18 protein-coding genes are annotated in these 18,302 nt (G+C 68.6%); 7 read left to right on the forward strand and 11 right to left on the reverse strand.

Going from position 1 to position 18,302, the window contains the following annotated elements:
- The 5 genes from OK17_RS01460 to OK17_RS01480 form a co-directional block, all read right to left on the reverse strand.
- On the reverse strand, positions 1-798 hold a 798-nt coding region (locus tag OK17_RS01460), incomplete at its 3' end, for an AMP-binding protein (protein WP_461416461.1).
- Entirely contained in the window at positions 795-1,904 is a 1,110-nt protein-coding gene (locus tag OK17_RS01465; RefSeq protein WP_461416462.1) for a CaiB/BaiF CoA transferase family protein, read from the reverse strand. The genes OK17_RS01460 and OK17_RS01465, both read right to left, overlap by 4 nt.
- Positions 1,901-2,539: a TetR family transcriptional regulator gene (locus tag OK17_RS01470; protein ID WP_461416463.1), complete on the reverse strand. Its 639-nt coding sequence runs from the start codon at positions 2,537-2,539 to the stop codon at positions 1,901-1,903. The genes OK17_RS01465 and OK17_RS01470 overlap by 4 nt, the downstream gene beginning before the upstream one ends.
- Positions 2,520-4,127 carry a class I adenylate-forming enzyme family protein gene (locus OK17_RS01475; RefSeq protein WP_461416603.1) on the reverse strand — a complete coding sequence of 536 codons (1,608 nt, stop codon included), beginning with the start codon at positions 4,125-4,127 and terminating at the stop codon, positions 2,520-2,522. Before OK17_RS01475 ends, OK17_RS01470 begins: the two co-directional genes overlap by 20 nt.
- Before the next feature lie 11 nt (positions 4,128-4,138).
- Positions 4,139-4,777: a nitroreductase family protein gene (locus OK17_RS01480; protein WP_461416464.1), complete on the reverse strand. Its 639-nt coding sequence runs from the start codon at positions 4,775-4,777 to the stop codon at positions 4,139-4,141.
- Positions 4,778-4,913: 136 nt separating this feature from the next.
- On the opposite strand from OK17_RS01480, the gene OK17_RS01485 reads away from it, so the two are divergent.
- From OK17_RS01485 to OK17_RS01495, 3 genes are read left to right on the forward strand one after another with little or no spacing between them, the layout of a single operon-like run.
- Positions 4,914-6,875 (forward strand): flavin-containing monooxygenase, encoded by a 1,962-nt coding sequence (locus tag OK17_RS01485; protein ID WP_461416465.1) that lies wholly within the window; start codon positions 4,914-4,916, stop codon positions 6,873-6,875.
- A gap of 37 nt (positions 6,876-6,912) precedes the next feature.
- Positions 6,913-7,755, forward strand: a complete 843-nt coding sequence (locus OK17_RS01490; RefSeq protein ID WP_461416466.1) for a sulfurtransferase — start codon at positions 6,913-6,915, stop codon at positions 7,753-7,755.
- Positions 7,752-8,336, forward strand: a complete 585-nt coding sequence (locus OK17_RS01495) for a GNAT family N-acetyltransferase (protein ID WP_232719408.1) — start codon at positions 7,752-7,754, stop codon at positions 8,334-8,336. Before OK17_RS01490 ends, OK17_RS01495 begins: the two co-directional genes overlap by 4 nt.
- Positions 8,337-8,460: 124 nt before the next feature.
- On the opposite strand, the gene zapE is transcribed toward OK17_RS01495, so the two are convergent.
- Positions 8,461-9,474: a cell division protein ZapE gene (gene zapE / locus OK17_RS01500; protein WP_461416467.1), complete on the reverse strand. Its 1,014-nt coding sequence runs from the start codon at positions 9,472-9,474 to the stop codon at positions 8,461-8,463.
- 35 nt (positions 9,475-9,509) lie between these two features.
- Between zapE and OK17_RS01505 the strand changes: the two genes are divergently transcribed.
- The 4 genes from OK17_RS01505 to msrB all read left to right on the forward strand — a co-directional run bounded on the left by OK17_RS01505 (position 9,510) and on the right by msrB (position 13,762).
- On the forward strand, positions 9,510-10,328 hold the full coding sequence (locus OK17_RS01505; protein ID WP_461416468.1) for a pyrimidine reductase family protein: 819 nt from the start codon (positions 9,510-9,512) through the stop codon (positions 10,326-10,328).
- 59 nt (positions 10,329-10,387) lie between these two features.
- Complete coding sequence (locus OK17_RS01510; protein ID WP_461416469.1) at positions 10,388-11,956, forward strand: alpha/beta hydrolase; 1,569 nt, start codon at positions 10,388-10,390, stop codon at positions 11,954-11,956.
- A 71-nt stretch (positions 11,957-12,027) separates the two neighbouring features.
- A complete protein-coding gene (locus tag OK17_RS01515; protein WP_461416470.1) occupies positions 12,028-13,296 on the forward strand; it encodes a glycosyltransferase family 87 protein in 1,269 nt (422 codons plus the stop codon).
- Between the two features lie 40 nt (positions 13,297-13,336).
- Entirely contained in the window at positions 13,337-13,762 is a 426-nt protein-coding gene (gene msrB, locus OK17_RS01520) for a peptide-methionine (R)-S-oxide reductase MsrB (protein WP_182372123.1), read from the forward strand.
- Positions 13,763-13,799: 37 nt separating this feature from the next.
- Here msrB and OK17_RS01525 read toward each other — a convergent pair whose 3' ends face one another.
- From OK17_RS01525 to hemE, 5 genes are all read right to left on the reverse strand, one after another.
- The gene (locus tag OK17_RS01525; RefSeq protein WP_461416471.1) at positions 13,800-14,270 is read right to left on the reverse strand and encodes a hypothetical protein; all 471 of its coding nucleotides are present in this window, start codon (positions 14,268-14,270) and stop codon (positions 13,800-13,802) included.
- Between the two features lie 216 nt (positions 14,271-14,486).
- Positions 14,487-14,798 (reverse strand): hypothetical protein, encoded by a 312-nt coding sequence (locus OK17_RS01530; RefSeq protein WP_461416472.1) that lies wholly within the window; start codon positions 14,796-14,798, stop codon positions 14,487-14,489.
- 175 nt (positions 14,799-14,973) lie between these two features.
- Positions 14,974-15,669 (reverse strand): hydrogen peroxide-dependent heme synthase, encoded by a 696-nt coding sequence (gene hemQ, locus OK17_RS01535; RefSeq protein WP_461416473.1) that lies wholly within the window; start codon positions 15,667-15,669, stop codon positions 14,974-14,976.
- 38 nt (positions 15,670-15,707) lie between these two features.
- On the reverse strand, positions 15,708-17,105 hold the full coding sequence (locus OK17_RS01540) for an FAD-dependent oxidoreductase (protein ID WP_461416474.1): 1,398 nt from the start codon (positions 17,103-17,105) through the stop codon (positions 15,708-15,710).
- The gene (hemE, locus tag OK17_RS01545; RefSeq protein WP_461416475.1) at positions 17,105-18,166 is read right to left on the reverse strand and encodes a uroporphyrinogen decarboxylase; all 1,062 of its coding nucleotides are present in this window, start codon (positions 18,164-18,166) and stop codon (positions 17,105-17,107) included. The genes OK17_RS01540 and hemE overlap by 1 nt, the downstream gene beginning before the upstream one ends.
- Positions 18,167-18,302: the final 136 nt, after the last annotated feature.

The raw sequence follows: 18,302 nt of genomic DNA on the forward strand, positions 1-18,302 counted from the left end.
GTGGTTCTGGATGTTCTCCAGGAACTCCACCAGGTCGAACTTCGGCATCACGACCAGCGACGACCGGTTGAACAGCGCCGCGTTCAGCAACACGGTCATGCCGTAGATGTGGAAGAACGGCAGCACCGCGATCACCACGTCGTCGGCGGTCATGCCCTGCAACGGCTTCAGCTGGGCGACGTTGGCGACCAGATTGCGGTGCGAGAGTGCGACCCCCTTCGGGTTGCCGGTCGTACCCGAGCTGTAAGGCAGGACCGCGACATGGCTGGCCGGATCGAAGGACACCTGCGGCGCGGGCAATCCCGCGCCGAGCACGTCGGCGGCATTCGGGTGACCCGAGGCGTCCTGCCCCTCACCGTCGAGCACGACGAGGCTCGCGTCGTCCAGTCCGACCTCGGCGACGGCGGCCTTCGCCTGGGCGGCCATCGGCGAGATCGTGACCAGCATCGTGGCGCCGGAATCCCGCAACTGCTTGGCGATCTCGGGCGCGGTGAACAGCGCGTTGATCGTCGTCGCGGTGGCTCCGGCACGCAGAATGCCGTGGAAGACCGAGGCGAACGCCGGGATGTTGGGCGAGAGGATGCCGACGACGTCACCCACCCCGATCCCCCGCGACGTCAGCCAGCCGGCGACCGCGTCGATCTGGGCGATCAGCTCTCGATAGGACGTCACCGCACCGGATTTCGGGTCCACCAGGGCGGTGCGTGCGAGCTCGTCGTCGGCGATCGAGCCGAACAGGAACTCGTGGACGCTGACCTCGGGGATCTCGACGTCGGGGAACGGGCTGGGGAAACTCACGACACCTCCACAGGTGAATCGGTCGACCATTGATCGAGAATCTGCGTCAGGTCCACGGTCGAGGATCCTGACGGCGTGGGCAGGACGGTTCGAGAGAACCGTGGGGCGGGTGCGGGCTGTACGGCGCCGTCGACGGTGACGTAGCTGCCGCGTTGCCGCGCAACGGGATCGGCGGCCGCTTCGTCGAAGTCGAGTACCGGGGTGAGACACGCGTCGACGCCGGTGAACTCGTCGGCCCACTCGTCGCGGCTGCGCGTGGCGAACCGGGCGGCGAGGGCGGCGGAGATGACCGGCCAGTGCGCGCGATCCCAGCGGTGGGGAAGGTCGCCGAGTCCGAGGGTCCCGATCAGGTTGCGCCAGAACTTCTCCTCGAGCGCGCCGACGGCGACGAACCGGCCGTCCGCGCACTCGTACGTCGCGTAGAAGGGTGCGGAACCGTCGAGGAGGTTGCCCTCCGACCGGGACACCCAGCGGCCGGCCGCTTTCCACGACCACTGCAGCTGCGCGAGCAGACCGGCGCCGTCGACCATCGCTGCGTCGACGACCTGTCCGCGACCGGTGCGCGACCGGTCGTGGAGCGCGGCCAGCACGCCGACCACGAGCAGCATCGATCCCCCGCCGAAATCGCCGGCCAGGGACAGCGGCGGAACCGGTGGCGCTCCGGCCGGGCCCATCGCCTCGAGCACACCGGTCACGGCCAGATAATTGATGTCGTGGCCGGCAAGCATCGCGCGGTCACCGTCCTGACCCCACCCGGTCATGCGGGCATACACGAGTTGCGGTGCGCCGTCACAGATCTCGGGTCCGAGGCCGAGACGCTCCATCACGCCCGGCCGGAAACCCTCGATGAGGATGTCGGCGCGCCGGATCATCTCGCGGATACGATTCAGGTCGGCGGGGTCCTTGAGGTCGGCGTCGACGCTGCGTCGGGACCGGTAGAGCCCGGCGTCCGCCTCGACGATGCCGTCGGGGCCCGGGGCCTCGGGGCCGGGGCGTCGGATCCGGACGACGTCGGCGCCGAGGTCGGCGAGCATCATCGCGGCGTGCGGTGTCGGACCCAGGCCCGGCATCTCGACCACGCGCACGCCGGCGAGCGGACCGGTCACGAATCCGCCTGGTGGTGGAGGATTCCGCGGATGGTGAAATCGACGTAGTCGTCGACCAATTGGTCGACGTCGTGTTCATCGCGCAGCCACCAGCTGATGCCGTTCATCAGGTCGAGCACCGCGATCGCGGACTGATGCGCGTCGCGCACCTCGAACACGCCCATACGGGCGCCCGCCTCGATCACGTCGCGGATGCGTCGCTGGTAGTACTTGCGATAGTCGGTGACCACCCGGCGATGTTCGGGCGTCAGCGCCGACAGCTCCCGGAGCGCCACGAGGTGTTCCACCCGGTGGCGGGCGAGGCGTCGGACGTGGGCCTCGACCAGGCCGGTGAGCCGCTGAACCGGTCCGCCTTCACCGTCGAGCAGGAGCAGGTCCGCCTGCGGATCCTCGGTCATACGCAACGCGATCGCGTAGAGGATCTCCTCTTTGGAGTGGAAGTGGTTGTAGAGACTCGCACCTCGCATGCCGACGGCCTCGGCGATGTCGCGCATGCCGGCGTTGGCGTAGCCGTGTTCGGCGAAGTAGCGTGCCGCGGCCTCGGCGATCTCGTCGCGGCGGGTGCGCGGACGCGTCCCCTCCACCGCTCGACTCGAGGCGTCCGCGACGGGGTCGTCAGCCCTGACCGGTTCCATAGGACCTCCTCAACTCCCGCTTCAGCAACTTGCCCTGGGCGTCGGTGGGCAACTCATCGACGAGGTGCACCGCCTTGGGCACTTTGTACGACGCCAGATCGGTGCGGCAGTGCTCGCGAATGTCCTCCGCGGACAACGAACTAGCCGCACGCAGCACGACGAAACCGGTGACCGCCTCGGACCAGTACGGATCGGGCAGGCCCACGACCGCGGCCCGCTCGACGTCGGGGTGCGCCTGCAGCACTCGCTCGACCTCCTGGGAGGCGACGTTGTATCCACCGGTCTTGATCATGTCCTTGCGCCGGTCGCGGAAGAACATGTTGCCCTCGTCGTCGATGCGCACGATGTCGCCGGTGTGCACCCAGCCACCCTCGAGGACCTGGGCGGTCTTCTCCGGGTCCTTGAAGTAACCGAGCATGACCGACGGTGTGCGACAGAGGAGTTCGCCTTCCTCGGCCTCGTTGCCGTCGGCGTCGACGACGCGGACCTCGAGGTGGCCGACCGGCTTGCCGATCCAGGTCGGGTCCTGATTGGGGACGTCCTCGAGGCGCTTGAACCATCCGACCGAGCCGAGCTGGGTGAGCTCGGACTGGCCCCAGTAGGTGCCCCACACCGAATCCGGTGTGGCGGTGGCCCAGGCGTCGACGGCGTGCGGGGACACCTGACCGCCGTAGGTGAGGCAGCGACGCACGGTGCCGACGGTGTCGGGCCCGAAGTCGGGGTGATTGGCCAGGGCGATGAAGAACGTCGGGGTCTGGGCGAGCACCGAGATCTTCTCGTCGCGGATCATCCGCAACGACGTCGCCGGGTCGACCGCCGCCGGCAGCACGAGCGTGGCGCCGAGCAGGGTCAGCGAGGTCAGTGATCCGATACCCGCGATCGTGTGGAACGGCATGACGTACAGCCAGACGTCGTCGTTCAGACACCGCAGACCCCAGGTGTACGCGGGTGCGGTGGAGATCAGGTAGTTGCGGTGCGCGATCTCGACGCCCTTGGGGGTCGACTCGGTGCCGCTGGTGTACACGATCATCGCCAGGTCGTGTTCGTCGACGTCGGAGTCGGGTTCGGCGTCGTCGGCCCGTCCGACCAGCTCGTCGAAGGAGTTCCACGAGTCCGATGCGGGCTCCCCGACGACGAGCACCGAGATGCCGAGACTGTCGGCGATCGGGCCTGCCAGGGGTGCCAGGTCGCGTTCGACGACGAGGACCGCGGGCTCGAGATGACCGAGCTGCTGGGCGACCTCCTTCTCGCGGAACAGAGGGCTGACCCCGGAGTACGCAGCGCCGACCTTCAATGCGCCGTAGTACGACGCCACGGTCTCGACGCGATTGCGGCTCATCACCGCGACCCGGTCGCCGCGCCGGACGCCGAGGTCGACGAGCACGTGCGCGACCCGGTTGGCCATGCGGTTGAGGTCGCCGTAACTGGTCGACGTGCGGCCGCCGGCGGCGTCGTAGGCGATGATCGCGGGCTTGTTGCCCTGCGACCGCGAGAGCCTGCGCAGCTGGTCACCGATCGTCGCGCGCCCCAACGGCGACGTCTGGTTCTCCGTGAGTCTGCGGTCGGTGAGATGTCCTTCTGCGGTCATGGCGGGGGCGCTCACGCGAACATCCGATTGTCGAAGCGGTCGAGGAAGGCGATCTCCTCGACGGGGCTGCGGGTGAGCTTGCGCGGGAAGCCGTTCTGCGGGTAGCCGACCGCGATGTGTGCCGCGGTGATGAATCCGTCGGGGATGCCGAGCAGGTCCTTGACCTCGTTCTCCGCTGCGCACAACAGAGTCGTGAGTGCGGTGGCGACACCCTGCTGACGCAGTGCGAGGGTCAGGTTCTGCACGCTCGGGTAGATCGACGCGCCGCCGACGACGCTGAGTCGGCCGAGTTCGTGATCGGTGGGATGCAGTCCCTCCGCGTCGGCGCACACCACCACGAGCGCGGGCACCTCGGCGAGGTGGTGAGCAAAGTAGTTGGCGCTCTCGATGGTCTTCGGGACGGCGCCCACCTTCTTGGAACCCTCGAGGATCGAGTTGTAGTACGGCTCCCAGAAGGGCAGGTAGAGGTCGGCGAGCGCCTTCTTGGTGACGTCGTCACGGACGACGACCCAGCGGACCGGCTGCCGGTTCCCGCCCTGCGGACCGAAGCGCGCGTCGTCGAACGCCCGGTAGAACACCTCGTCCTCGACGGGCTTGTCGCTGAAGTAGCGGCACGTGCCGGTAGTGCGCATTGCCTCGCTGAGTTCCATGTCAACCTCCGTGATCACTAACCGTTGTTAGTATGACTGGGGACACAGTTCCACACGAGATCGCGGCCGTCAAGCATCACAAATCGACACTTTCCCAGTGTTGACGAACTGGGACTAACAGTGGTTAGTTGCAACCATGACTTCAGTTTCCCTGCGCCCGGAGACGCGTCCGGCCCCCTCGGAGATCCGGACCGCGGTCGACGCGGGCAACATCCCGACGCTGCTCGCCGTGCTGGTGGAGATGACCGGCGATCGCCGCTGGCTGGCCGATCGCTACCGTCCGACCCGTAGCCGCGGCATGGACGACAACTCGACCGGTGGCCTGCCCGAGGACGTGCAGGCCGAGATCCGCGACGCGGTCGTCGATGCCCTCGAAGACTGGTACGAGCAGGGGTCACCGGCACGGGTGCCGGCCGACGAGGATCTCGTCGCCACACTGATGTCCTTCACCGCCGGCGAACCGGTGGCACCGGAGTTCGCGCCGATGATGAGCGAGATCGTGCGCGGTGACCTGCGCGACTCCCACCTGCCGGAACTGCCCGACGACCTCGGTTCGACGATGAACGCCCTGGTCATCGGCGCCGGCGTGGCCGGGATGCTGATCTCCACGCAGCTCGCCGAGGCCGGCATCGAGCACACCGTGCTGGAGAAGAACGACGAGGTCGGCGGCTCCTGGTACGAGAACCAGTACCCGGGCGCCGGCGTCGACACCCCGAGCTACCTGTACTCGATCTCCTCCTTCGACCATGACTGGTCCACCCACTTCGGCAAGCGCGACGAGGTCCAGGGCTACCTGCAGGCCTTCGCCGACCGTCACGCGGTGCGCGACCGCGTCCGGTTCAGCACCGAGGTCCTCTCGGCCGCCTACGATTCCGACGCCCAACAGTGGGTGGTGCGGGTCCGCGACCGGGACGGGAACGAGAGCACCCTCACCTCGCGCATCCTCATCAGCGCGGTCGGCATCCTCAACCGGCCCAAACTCCCCCAACTCGCCGGCATGGACACCTTCACCGGCCGGATGTTCCACTCCGCCCACTGGCCCACCGAACTCGACGAGCCCGGCGCCCTGGCCGGCAAGCGCGTCGCCATCGTCGGCTCCGGCGCGTCGGCGATGCAGATCGGGCCGGCCATCGTCGACAAGGTCGGGTCGCTGACGGTCTTCCAGCGGTCGCCGCAGTGGATCGCCCCCAACGACGACTACTTCGCGCCGGTCGGCGACAACGTGCACTGGCTGATGAACAACCTGCCCGGGTACCGGGAGTGGTACCGCGCACGGCTGTCCTGGATCTTCAACGACAAGGTCCACTCGACTCTGCACGTCGACCCCGAATGGCCCGAACCCACCGCGTCGATCAACGCCGCGAACCACGGCCACCGCGAGTTCTACCTGCGGTACATGCGTGCCGAGCTCGGCGACCGCGACGATCTCGTCGAGCTGTCGACGCCGGACTATCCGCCCTTCGGCAAGCGAATGCTGTTGGACAACGGCTGGTTCCGCATGTTGCGGCAGCCGAACGTGGAGCTGGTGGGCCACGGCGTGGACTCCGTCACCGAGTCCGGGCTCGTCGACTCCACCGGCCGGGCACACGACTTCGACATCATCGTCTTCGCGACCGGCTTCCACAGCGACCGCTACCTGTACCCGATGGACGTCGTCGGCCGCAGCGGCAAGACGACGGTCGAGGCCTGGGGCGATCACGACGCGTACGCCTACCTCGGCATCACCGCGCCGGACTTCCCCAACCTGTTCATCCTCACCGGTCCCAACACCGCGCTCGGACACGGGGGCAGCTTCATCAGCATCCTCGAATACCAGGTGCGCTACGTCTGCGACGCCATCCGCGCCATGATCGAGCGCCGCCTCGGCGCTCTCGAGGTGCGTCGTGACGTCACCGATGAGTACAACGACGCCGTCGACCGCGCGCACGCACGCATGGTGTGGACGCATCCCGCGATGACCAACTGGTATCGCAACCCCGACGGGCGGGTCGTGGCCGTGCTGCCGTGGCGGATCGTCGACTACTGGGCGAAGACCCGACACGTCGATCTCGCCGACTTCCACACCGAACCCATCACGGCGGAACCGCTCGATCCCTGAGAACCGGCGTGGCGGCTGCCGGACTACCGTGTCAGGCATGACCTCCGCACCTCTGATCACCCCGAACGAACTGCAGAAGCGCCTCGGTGAGGGGCGCCTGCGCATCGTCGACGCGACGGTTCACCTGAGCTTCGACGCCGACGGTGCGCACGTCGCCTCCGGTCGTGACACCTACCTCCAGGGTCACCTGCCGGGCGCGGTGTTCCTCGACCAGATCACCGAGTTGTCCGATCCGAACGGCGAGGCCCCGTTCGCGGCGGCGTCGTCGGAGAAGTTCGCCGCGGCGGTCGGCGCGGGCGGGATCGGCGACGACTCGACCGTCGTCGTCTACGACACGGTCAACGGCATCTGGGCAACCCGCCTGTGGTGGCAGTTCGGCCTCGAGGGTTTCGACGACGTCGTCGTCCTCGACGGCGGGTACGGCGCCTGGGTGGCGGCGGGGCTCCCGACGGAGACCGGTGAATCGACCTATCCGGCATCGACTTTCACCGCGCAGCGCCGACCGGAACGGATCTTCTCGACCGACGAGGTGGTCGCGGCCACCGCGGATTCGTCGGTGCTGCTGGTCAACGCTCTCGACCGGGAGTCGTTCGCCGGCGGACACATCCCGAGCAGCGTCAATGTCCCGTTCGGCGAACTCGTCGACGAGTCCGGGTCACTGAAGCCGCTCGAGGAACTGCGCGGACTGTTCGCCGACGCGGGCGCCCTCGACCCGTCGGTACGACCGGTCACCTACTGCGGTGGCGGGATCGCCGCCACGGCAGCGGCATTCGCTCTGAAGGCACTCGGCCGCGATGACGTCGCGGTGTACGACGGGTCGATGAACGCCTGGACCGCGGACCCGGATCGTCCACTGTCGTCGGCCGATTCGCGGTCGTGACGTCGACTCGTCCCGCGGTGAGCGTCGAGCTCGTCACCGATCCCGAGCGGGCGGCATCGGTGGCCGAGGTCGCCGGCGCGACCTTTCCCCTGGCGTGCCCGCCGCATGCCGCCACCGAGGACATCGCGCAGTTCATCGCGACCAACCTCGGTGAAAGGAACTTCCGCTGGTACATCGCCGACCCGGACGCCGACGTGCTCGTCGCCCGGGACGGCGCCGGCGGTCCGATCATCGGGTACGCGCTGGTGCTGCACGGCGATCCAACGAACCCCGTTGTCGCCGAACTCGTCCCGGAGCGACCGGCGAGCGAGGTGTCGAAGATGTACGTACTCCCCGACCATCATTCGCGTCCCGGTCTCAGCCCGTCTCGCGCTCTGATGGACGCGGCGCTCGATCGTGCCCGCGACCGTGGCAGCGTCGTCGTCTGGCTGGGCGTGAACCAGCTCAACGAACGGGCCCAGAAGTTCTACGCCAAAACCGGTTTCACGCGCGCCGGCGTGCGGACCTTCGACCTCGGCGGGAGTGTCGAACACGATTACGTGTTCACGCAGAAGCTGGAAAGCAGCTACCGTCGGCGCTGAAATCCGCCCCCGAAAAACGCCCCTGCGATCCGCCCTCCACAGCTGGGCCAATGACACTATGTCGGTGGCCCCGCTCCATCGGGTGGTTTCCAGGGGCGCTTTTCAGCGCAGGCCGCAGAAACCCTCAGGCAGCCGATTCGGCGAATCGCGACAGGGCCAGCAGACGCGAGGTCGCGCGCAGGTACTTCTTGCGGTAGCCACCCGCGAGCATCTCGTCGGTGAAGATCTCGTCGAGCTTGGCGCCGGAGACCGTCACCGGGACGTGTGCGTCGTAGAGCCGGTCGGCGAGCACCACGAGGCGCAGGGCCACCGACTGGTCCTTGGCGGGGTGGACGCCGGTGATGCACACCAGCGAGACGCCGTCGACGAGGTCCTTGTACTTCGACGGATGCAGCGTGCTCAGGTGATCGCACAGCGCGTCGAACTCATCGAGGGTCGCGCCCTCGGTGGAGTCGGCGATGTCGACGAGCTCGGACTCGGTGCGCGGGTCCGGGGCCGGCGGCAGGTCGCGGTGACGGTAGTCGGGGCCGTCGACGCGGATCGTCTCGAACACCGCCGAGAGCTTGCGGATCTCGCGCAGGAAGTCCTGGGCCGCGAACCGGCCCTCGCCGAGCTGGCCGGGCAGGGTGTTCGAGGTGGCGACCACCGACACACCCTTCGCCGTCAGCTCGGTGAGCAGGCGCGACACGAGCATCGTGTCGCCGGGATCGTCGAGTTCGAACTCGTCGATGCAGAGGACGGTGTGCTTCGAGAGGCGCTCGACGGCATTGACGAAGCCCAGCGCGCCGACCACGTGGGTGACCTCGACGAAGGTCGCGAATGACTTCGGCTCGGGCATGGAGTGGTAGATCGAGGCCAGGAGGTGGGTCTTGCCGACACCGAACCCGCCGTCGAGGTACAGGCCGATCCCCTGCGAGGGCGCCTTGCGGGAGAACAGGCCCTTCTTCCCGGAGCGGGCCTTGGAGGCCCGGGCGACGAAGTCGCGTGCCTTGGCGACCGCCTCGGCCTGCGACGGCTCCTTCGGATCGGGGATGTAGGAATCGAAGCTCACGTCGTCGAAGGTCGACGGAGGCACCATCTCATCGATGAGTGCGTCCGGCGAGGTCGCAGGGTTGCGATCGCAAAGTCGGGCCGCCATGTGTGGAGAGTAGCGATCTCCGGAAGTATGGATGCATGTTCCACCTGCAGAAAGCGACCCAGGTCACATCCGCGGAGTCCGGCGAGAAGGGGAACGAGACACTGCTCGGCCTGGCCGAGCACTACCGCTATCCACCGCGGCCGTCAGAGGGGCCCGGCGCCGCGGCCCCCTTCGTCCGGGCCAACATGATCGCCTCGATCGATGGCGCGGCCACCCACGACGGGAAGTCGGGCGGACTCGGCGGCGACGGGGACAAGACCGTCTTCCGGGTCCTGCGCGGACTCGCCGACGTCATCCTCGTCGGCGCCGGGACGGCGACGACCGAGGGGTATCGCCAGCCGCGACCCGACTCCGCGTTCGCCGACCTCCGGGAAGCGAACGGACAGGCGCCCGCGCCCGCGCTCGCCTTGGTGTCGCGGTCGCTCTCGATCCCGCCGGACTACCCGCCGCTGAGCGACCCCGACACCGTCGTGCTCACCTGCGCGTCGGCCCCCGCGGAGCGCCGCACCGCGCTCGTCGACGCCGGCGCCACCCTGATCGACTGCGGCGAGGACGCCGTCGACACCTCGGCGCTGATCGAGACCTGCGGCGAGCGAGGTTGGCCGCGGGTGCTCTGCGAGGGCGGCCCGAGGCTGCTCGGCTCGATCATCGCCGCCGACCTGCTCGATGAACTGTGCCTGACGACCAGCCCCCATCTGGCCGGTGGGGATGCCGGCCGCATCGCCGTGCAGGCCGGCGACGGTAAGGACGGGACCGCCGCACTCAAGGGGATGTCACCGGCCGCGATCATCACCGACGACGACGGTTACGTCTTCACGCGCTGGCTGCGTCACGGCCGATCGTCCATCCACTGACCGATCCGAACGGATCACCGCACGGCCGTCACCGGGCATCGTTGACTACGCTCGCGGACATGCGAAGAGCGCACGCCGTCACGGCAGTCCTGGGTGTGATCGTCGCGATCGGAGTGTCGTCGTGCGCCGTGGGCCCCGACCGCGGCCCCGAACTCATCCCCGGTGGCGGCGGCGGTCAGGGTCCGGCGCCCTCGTCGTCCGCGCCTCCCCCGGCGCCGGCGCTCGCCGCGCCGAAGGCCGACCTCGACTGGTCGGACTGCGCGGCAGGGACCGCCGGACGCTACGGCATCGCCCGCCCGGCCGGGGTGACCGTCGAGTGCGCGGAGTTCGACTCCCCCGTCGACCGGAACAAGCCCGACGGTGAGGTCGTACGCATCGCGGCTACGCGGGCCCGCACCGCCGCGACGCCCGCCGACGCCCCGCCGCTCGTCCTCACCTCGGGATCGGATCTCCCGTCGTCCCGCACGCTGATGGTGATGTCGTCCGGGCCTGGCCGGGCCTTCCTCGACGCCCACCCGGTGGTGGCCGTCGACCATCGCGGCATCCCCCAGAGCGGGGACCTCGACTGCATGACCCGGCTCGAGCGGAGCACGATCGCCGACAACGGACTCACCGCACGCGGGACCAGCACGCAGGCGCGCATCTCCCGGCTCGCCTCGGCTGCATCGTCGGCCTCGGACGGTTGCACCGAGACGCTCACGCCGTACCAGCTCAACTTCGGGGCGCAGTTCGCCGCCGCGGACCTCGAGACCCTCCGGCAGCGCTGGGGCGTCGAACACCTGGGTCTCATCGGTGTCGGTGAGGGCTCCGACGTCGTCCTGGCGTACTCCTCCCTCTACGGCGGCCGCGCGGGACGCATCATCCTCGACACCCCGACGCCGTTCGGCGCGAACGCCCGCGATCGGGCGCACCTTCGCGCTCAGGGTGTCCAGACCGCGCTGCAGGGATTCGCGCAGCGATGCTCGACGCTCGACGGGTGCACCCTCGGCACCAACGGGGTACGGGTGATGACCGGCCTCCTCACCAAGGCCGAAGACGGGCGTCTCGACGGACTGTCGGACACCACCGCTCTCAACGCCATCACGACGACACTCGCGCTCGCCTCCGATCGCCCCGAGTCGCTGCTCGATCTGTCCCGCGCCATCACCGCCGCCGACCGCGGCGACACCGGTGCGCTCGTCCGGCTCGCCGACCGGGCCGCGGCCCTGCGGACGACCGACGGCGCCCTGGTGTCGCGATGCAACGACGTCACCGGCCCGGTGGGCCAGAACGAGATCCCCGGGCTCGTCGAGGCCTGGACCAAGCAGAGTCCCCTGACCGGCTCCGACAGCGCCCTGTCACTCGTGCGTTGCAACGGCTGGGCCTCGGGCAGCGCGGTTCGCCCGCCGTCGTCCCTGCCCGCCGACCCGCTGGTCCTCAACGGCACCCGGGACCCGGTGAACGGCGGCGACGGCGCGAACACCCTCGTCCCGCTGTTCATGAACGCCGGGGCCGAGCCCGTCACCGTCAGCTGGGACGGGCTGGGCTTCTCGGTCCTGGGTCGCAGCGCCTGCGCTGCCCAGGTGGCGGCCGAATACGTGAAGAAGACACCCCTCGGCGGGCCGACCCAGCGCGGCTGCCCCGCCTGAGCCGAGGCGGATCGGTGCTGGCCCGGAGGGTTCTGCGGAGCGTCGGAGGCCACCCGTAGTACGGTGCGCGGGTGGCGAATCTCGACAGGTATCTCTATCCCCAGATGAGTGCGCAGCGGATCATCCCGATGATCCTGTGGCCGATCAGCCTGTTCATGGTCGTGCACCGCTCGTTGTTCCTGGGTGTCAACGGCGACCGCACCGACGACTTCAAGCCGGTGTACGCCGCCGCCTACAACTTCCTGAACAACCTGCCGGTCTACGGCGAGAACTACGGCACGGTCGACCCGCATTACCTGTACCCGCCGTCGGGCACGCTGCTGATGGCACCGGTCGCGGTCATCGACTACGAACGCGCGCGGTGGGCGTTCATCGCGGTCAGCGTCGTGGTCCTGCTCGTCTGCGCCTACCTGCTGACCCGGATGTTCGGGTACGCCCTGAACTCGTGGGTCATGCCGACGGTGCTGTTCGTCTTCTTCTTCACCGAGACCGTCTCGCACACACTGATCTTCACCAACTTCAACTCGTTCGTGCTGCTGGGCATGATCGCCTTCCTGATGCTGATGCGGTCGCGGCACGACTGGTGGGCGGGCGTCCCGATGGGCCTGACGCTGTCGGTGAAGCCCGTTCTGGCGCCGCTGATGCTGCTGCCGCTGCTCAACCGGCAGTGGCGCGTGTTCGCCTTCGCCATCGTGGTCCCGCTCGTGCTGACCGCGATCGCCTGGCCGATGTCGGTGGACGCCGACGCCTTCATCAGCCGGACGGTCCCCTACCTGGGCGAGGCCCGCGACTACTACAACAGCTCGATCGCGGGCAACGGCGCATACTTCGGCGTCGCGCCGTGGCTGGTGCTGCTGCTGCGCGTCGCCTTCGTGCTGATGGCCGCGTTCTCGCTGTGGTTCCTGTACCGCTACTACCGCAAGACCAACGAGCTCCTCTGGCTCGCGACGTCGTCGGGTGTGCTACTGGGCACCACCTTCCTCGTCGGCTCACTGGGCCAGGGCTACTACTCGATGCTGCTCTTCCCACTGCTGATGACGGTGCTCCTACCCGGATCGGCGATGCGCAACTGGCCGGCCTGGCTCGGCGTATACGGCTGCATGACCTTCGACAGCTTCTACTCGCAACGCTGGACAGCCTTCGGCTGGATGGTCGAGTACAACAAGGTGACCTGGGGATGGTCGCTGCTGATGATCGCCGTGTTCTGCTCGCTGCTGTTCCGCTGGCTCGACATGCGGTCCGACGGCGTCGCCGGCGAGGACGTGGTGATGCGATCGGAGCATGACGCTCCCCCGACGCCGGCGGCGAAGTCCGACGACGAGCTGTCGCTGTCGAAGTAGCGACGCCGGCGAGACCCCGGACCGCGCTAACGTGGAACCCATGACCGACAGCAAGCCCGACACCGAGAACCTCGCGAACCTCACCGACGAGGAGTGGAAGCAGCGGCTCACCCCGGCCGAGTACCGGGTACTGCGCCAGGCCGGCACCGAAGCACCCTTCACCGGTGAGTACACCGACACCAAGACGGTCGGCGTCTACCGCTGCCGGGCGTGCGACACGGAATTGTTCCGCAGCGAGCAGAAGTTCGAATCGCATTGCGGCTGGCCGTCATTCTTCTCCCCGCTCGCCGGAGACAAGATCATCGAGGTCGAGGACAACTCACTCGGCATGAAGCGGGTCGAGGTGCTCTGCGCGAACTGCAAGAGCCACCTGGGCCATGTGTTCGCCGGTGAGGGCTACGACACCCCCACCGACCTGCGCTACTGCATCAACTCGATCAGCCTGAAGCTCGAGCCGGCCGAATGATGCAGTAGCACAAGGGGGCCGAAGGGAGGGATCAGGACTAGCCGTTCTGTTCCTTCTCCTCCTTCTCCTTCTGTTCCTGCTCTTCCTTTTCCTTCTGCTCGCGCTCTTCCTTCTCCTTCTGTTCCCGCTCCTTCTGCTCCCGCTCCTCCTTCTCCTTCTGCGCCTTCTCTTCCTTCTCCTTGTCCGGGTCCTTCTCCTCGGGCTGCGGGACCTCGATCTGGTTCTCGTCCACCGGCCCGTCGGTCGGCTCCTCTTCCGGCGCCGCGACAGCCGGGGTCGTGTCGAGCAGCGTGTGCTCGAACGAAGCGGGGTCGGAGGCGCCGTCGTTGCCGCCGCCTCCGTACTCACCGGGCGCCGTGGAGATGACGTCGGGAGCGCACGGGGCGAGCTTCCCGTTGGGTAGAAGCATCTGGCACGGTTGGGCGTTCGCGGTCGCGACGCCACCGGCGAGGGCGGCCGAGAAGACCAACGCTGCGAGGAGGCGGGCCGCGGGGACGATATGGGTCATCGGGGGTTCCTTCACGTCGAGTAGAACGTCGTTGCATCCCTTGTGAGACAAAGCTCACATTCCATGTCATAACAGAGTCGGCAGGCGAATTGTCCGTTTTTCGTCTGTTGGAGTGACATGGGTCGAATGACCAAGTCGCTTGTGCCACAACGAAATAAAGAAAAGAGGCACCCGCGGTGTCCGCGGGTGCCTCTACCGGAGACGGTCGTTCAGACGTCACTTCACGGCCGGCGGCTCACTCTCGACGGGCTCCTCCTCCGCGGGCTCCTCTGCGGGTTCCTCCTCTGCGGCCGGCGGAGTCGTCTCCACCAGCGTGTGCTCGAACGACGCCGGCTCGGATGCCGGGTCGTTGCCGCCGCCCGGGTCGTCGGGAGAGTGCGAGACCACCCCCGGCGCGCACGGGGCGAACTGCCCGTTGCCGATGTCGATCAGACAGGGCTTGGCATCGGCAATCGCGACGCCTCCGGCCAGTGCTGCCGAGAACAGGAAGGCCGCGAGTACGCGTGCGGCAGGGACGATACGGAGCATCGTGAGGGTTCCTCCACGTCGAGTCAGGATGTTGCGTCGCCTCAAGTGAGACGAAGCTCACGTTCCGCCCTGACGTGCTGCTACGCAGCGAATCGGCCCGGTTTTCATCCGATGGACCGAACAGGACAGGGGCACCCGCGATGGCCGCGGATGCCCCTGGAGGGATGTTCTGGGATCAGGGAAGCGCGTCGATGAGCGCCGGGACCTCGACGCGCGGTCCGGTGAAGAACGGTGTCTCCTCGCGGACGTGCATCCGCGCCTCGGTGGCACGCAGATCGCGCATCAGGTCGACGATGCGATGTAGCTCCGGTGCCTCGAAGGCCAGCAGCCACTCGTAGTCACCGAGGGCGAACGACGACACCGTGTTGGCGCGGACATCCTTGTACTCGCGGGCGGCCTTGCCGTGGTCGGCGAGCATCTTGCGACGCTCTTCGTCGGGCAGCAGGTACCACTCATAAGACCGCACGAACGGGTACACGCAGATGTAGTTGCCCGCTTCCTCGCCGGCGAGGAACGCCGGGATGTGGCTCTTGTTGAACTCTGCGGGCCGGTGCAGCGCCACATTGCTCCACACCGGATTGCAGGCGCGGCCGAGGACGGTCTCGCGACGGAACTTCGCGTAGGCGGCCTGGATGGACTCGACGTCGGCGGCATGCCACCAGATCATGAAATCGGCGTCTGCGCGGAGACCCGAGACGTCGTACACGCCGCGGACCACGACGCCGGTGTCCTCGAGGGACTTGAAGAAGTCTGCGGCATCCGACTTGGCCTCGTCCCGGTCGGTGCCGAGCTCGCCGGGGCGGACGGCGAACACCGAGAACATCAGGTAGCGGATCGTGGAGTTGAGTTCTGCGTAATCCAAGCGGGCCATGACTGACATGTTGCCACCGCCTCCGGTGGCACGAACAGTCAGGTCAGGTCGGTCAGCAGAGCCGATACGGCGCGTCCGGCCTGGCCGATGCAGGCCGGGACACCGACCCCCGCATACGACGACCCGGCGAGTGCGAGCCGACGAGGCCGGGACGCGGCCACCTGCGCCATCGTGGCGAGATGTCCGGAGCCGTAGACCGGCAGCCCGTTGGTCCAGCGCTGCACGTAGGTGTCCACGACGTTAGGCGACGCGGGTGCCACGCCGGCGGCCCGGCACACCTCGTCGAGATCCTCCAGCGCCTCCCGGGTCAGCCGGTCATCGACGCCGGGTTCGAAGTCCGCGTCGGGAACCGGTGCGCCGAACCGGCCGAACGACGCACGCACCGAGACCGGCGCGTCGTCGTGCGAGAGATGTCCCCACTTCTGCGAGCTGAGCGTGAATGCCTTGGCGCGCAGGTTCTCCCCCGTCCCGACGAGCACGCCGGAGTGGTCGGGCACCCGGGTTCCGGGGGCCAACGCGATCGACACCACCACCGACGACGCGCCGCGGACCGTGCGCAGCGGGGCGGCGAAATCGGGCTGCGACGCGCGCAAGAGGTCCCCGGCCTGCCAAGCCGGGATGGCCAAGATGACGCCGTCGTAGTCGCGGGCATCGCCGGCGACGTCCAGCGACCAGCCGCCTGCGGTCGGCGCCAGACCGCGGACATACGCGCCGAGCTCGGGTTCGACGGCGGCAGCGGACCGGAGTGCGTCGAGCAGCACCCGGTAGCCACCGACGAGGGTGCCGAACACAGGTCCCGTGCCGGTGGCGTCGGCGACCAGTCCGGAAACGGCCGCGGTCAGGTTGGGAGCACCGGAATCGAGTCGTGCCGCGAGCGCGGGGAGCGCCTCACGCAGCCCGATGTCGCCGGCGAGGCTCGAGTAGACACCGCCAAGCATGGGGTCGACGCTGCGGGCGACCACCGACGCGCCGAAACGGTCGGCGACGAGGTCCCCGACCGTCGGGTCCGCGGACGGGTCCCAATGCCAGGGACGCTGCGTCTCGGTGCGGAGACGTTCCAGGTCGGCGGGGTCGACGACCTCGGCGACCGCCTCGGGGGTCGCGGGGATACCCATGAGCGCCGGGGCCGGCAGTGGGTGCAGGCCGCCTCCGGACCACACGGACGGGCGTCGGCCGGTCGGTGACACGACCCGGTCCCCCAGGCCGAGCTCGTTGACCAGGCCCAGCGCTTCGGGTCGTCGGACGATGAACGCCTCGGCCCCCACGTCGACGGACTGGCCGCCGACCGTCGCGGTGTGCAGGACACCCCCGAGCCGTTCGCCGGCTTCGAGCACGTCGATCTGCGCGTCGGCGCCGAGCGCGCCACGCAGCCGGTACGCGGCTGTCAGGCCGGAGACACCTCCGCCGACGACCGCGATCCGGAGCCGAGGTGCCATCAGAGGCTGTGGATGAGCTCGACGGCGCGGGTGAGGACGTCCGGGTCGGTGCCCGGCAGGACCCCGTGACCGAGGTTGAAGATGTGGCCGATGGCGCCGGCCGCGATCGCCCGGTCGCCGTCGGCGACCACGCGGCGGATCTCGGTGTCGACGACCTCGGGTCCCGCGAAGAGCAGGGTCGGGTCGAGGTTGCCCTGGACGGCCTTGCCCGGTCCGACGCGGCGGACGGCCTCGTCGAGCGGCACCCGCCAGTCGACGCCGATGACGTCGGCCCCGACATGGGCCATGGGTGCCAGCAGTTCACCGGTGCCCACGCCGAAGTGGATGCGCGGGACGCCGTACCCGGCGACCTCGGCGAGGACGCGGGCGCTGTGCGGTGCCACGAAACGCTGGTAGTCGGCAGCGGAGAGCATGCCGGCCCAGGAGTCGAACAGCTGGACGGCGTCGACACCGGCATCGAGCTGGACCTTCAGGAAGGCGATGGTGATGTCGGCCAGGCGGGCCATCAGCTCGGCCCAGGTCTCCGGGTCGCCGTGCATCATCGCCTTGGTGCGTTCGTAGTTGCGGCTCGGCCCGCCCTCGATGAGGTACGACGCGAGGGTGAACGGCGCGCCGGCGAAACCGATCAGCGCGGTGTCGCCGAGTTCGGCGAGCAGCAGTTCGATGGCGTGGGAGATCGCGCCGACCGAGGCGGGTTCGAGGCGCGGGATGCGGGAGACGGCGTCGGCCGACCGCACGGGTTCGGCGATCACCGGACCGGTGCCTGCGACGATGTCGAGGTCGATACCCGCGGCCTTGAGCGGGACGACGATGTCGGAGAACAGGATCGCGGCGTCGACGTCGTGCCGGCGCACCGGCTGCATGGTGATCTCACACACCAGTTCGGCGTCGAAGCAGGATTCGAGCATGCCGTGGTTCGCACGGATCGCGCGGTACTCGGGCAGCGAACGGCCCGCCTGCCGCATGAACCACACCGGACGGCGTGACGGGGTCCCACCCGTGGCCGCGGCGACGAGCGGCAGGTGCGACCGATGGACCCGGGTACCAGTTACGTTCGACATCACCGCTTACTCTGCCATGTTCGGCGATCTGACCTGCCCCGGCCTGCCCGGTTCGACACTTCCGGGTCTGCGTCCCCATTTCTGGGGCCGGTGACTCGGCGCGCCTCCGCCGCTGCCAGGCACGACACACCTACGG

This window comes from Gordonia sp. GN26, assembly GCF_054823965.1.